Genomic DNA, 639 nt, shown 5'->3' on the forward strand with positions numbered 1-639 from the left:
CAAATACGAAAAAGCCCGACAGGATGTCGGGCTTTTTTTATATCTGCATATTAAGAGATTTTAGGGTTTGAAAATTTCAGGCAGACTATCTACAAGGATATTAGGAATATTGCTTGGATAAACAATCTCATCGGTTTGGCTTAGTTCATCAAATGTCCACCAACGGCTTTTACTAATCACAAGCTTTTCTTGTTCAGTCCAGTTTGCTGTATTCACTTCTTCATTTTTAATAAAAACAATAAAGAGTCTTTCATCAGAAATCACAACTTCCGCGCTCGGCAACATCATTTCAAAATTGCGTGTTGCAACATGAGTACCCACATTTTGTCGTACTACGCCCAACTCTTCATAAAGCTCTCGGCAAGCTGCCTGTTCGAAAGTTTCCCCTTCTTCAAGCCCGCCACCTACGGTTGCCCAATGTGATTGTCCAGCCAAAGCATCATTTGTATGAGTAAACTGAAATAACAGGATTTCATGATTTTCATTAAGAACTAATAGTCTTGAAGATTTTCTAATACGCATTTGATTTTTTTCTTAAAGTAACAAGGTGGCTATTATTCGTATTCACTTTGAAAAGTTAAATCATTTCTGAATGTACGCTTTAACCTACAAACTTTTAGGGATTTTGCGGATTGGCGA

The 639-nt window shown here is 37.1% G+C and carries 1 pseudogene; it reads right to left on the reverse strand.

What is annotated here, in order from left to right:
• Nucleotides 1-60 precede the first annotated feature (60 nt).
• Nucleotides 61-568 (reverse strand): annotated as a pseudogene (locus tag UC75_RS18475) (NUDIX hydrolase).
• Between the last annotated feature and the right edge of the window lie 71 nt (nucleotides 569-639).

Origin of the sequence: Acinetobacter sp. V2, assembly GCF_001188385.1 — a bacterium.
In the GTDB taxonomy this organism is placed as follows: domain Bacteria; phylum Pseudomonadota; class Gammaproteobacteria; order Pseudomonadales; family Moraxellaceae; genus Acinetobacter; species Acinetobacter oleivorans.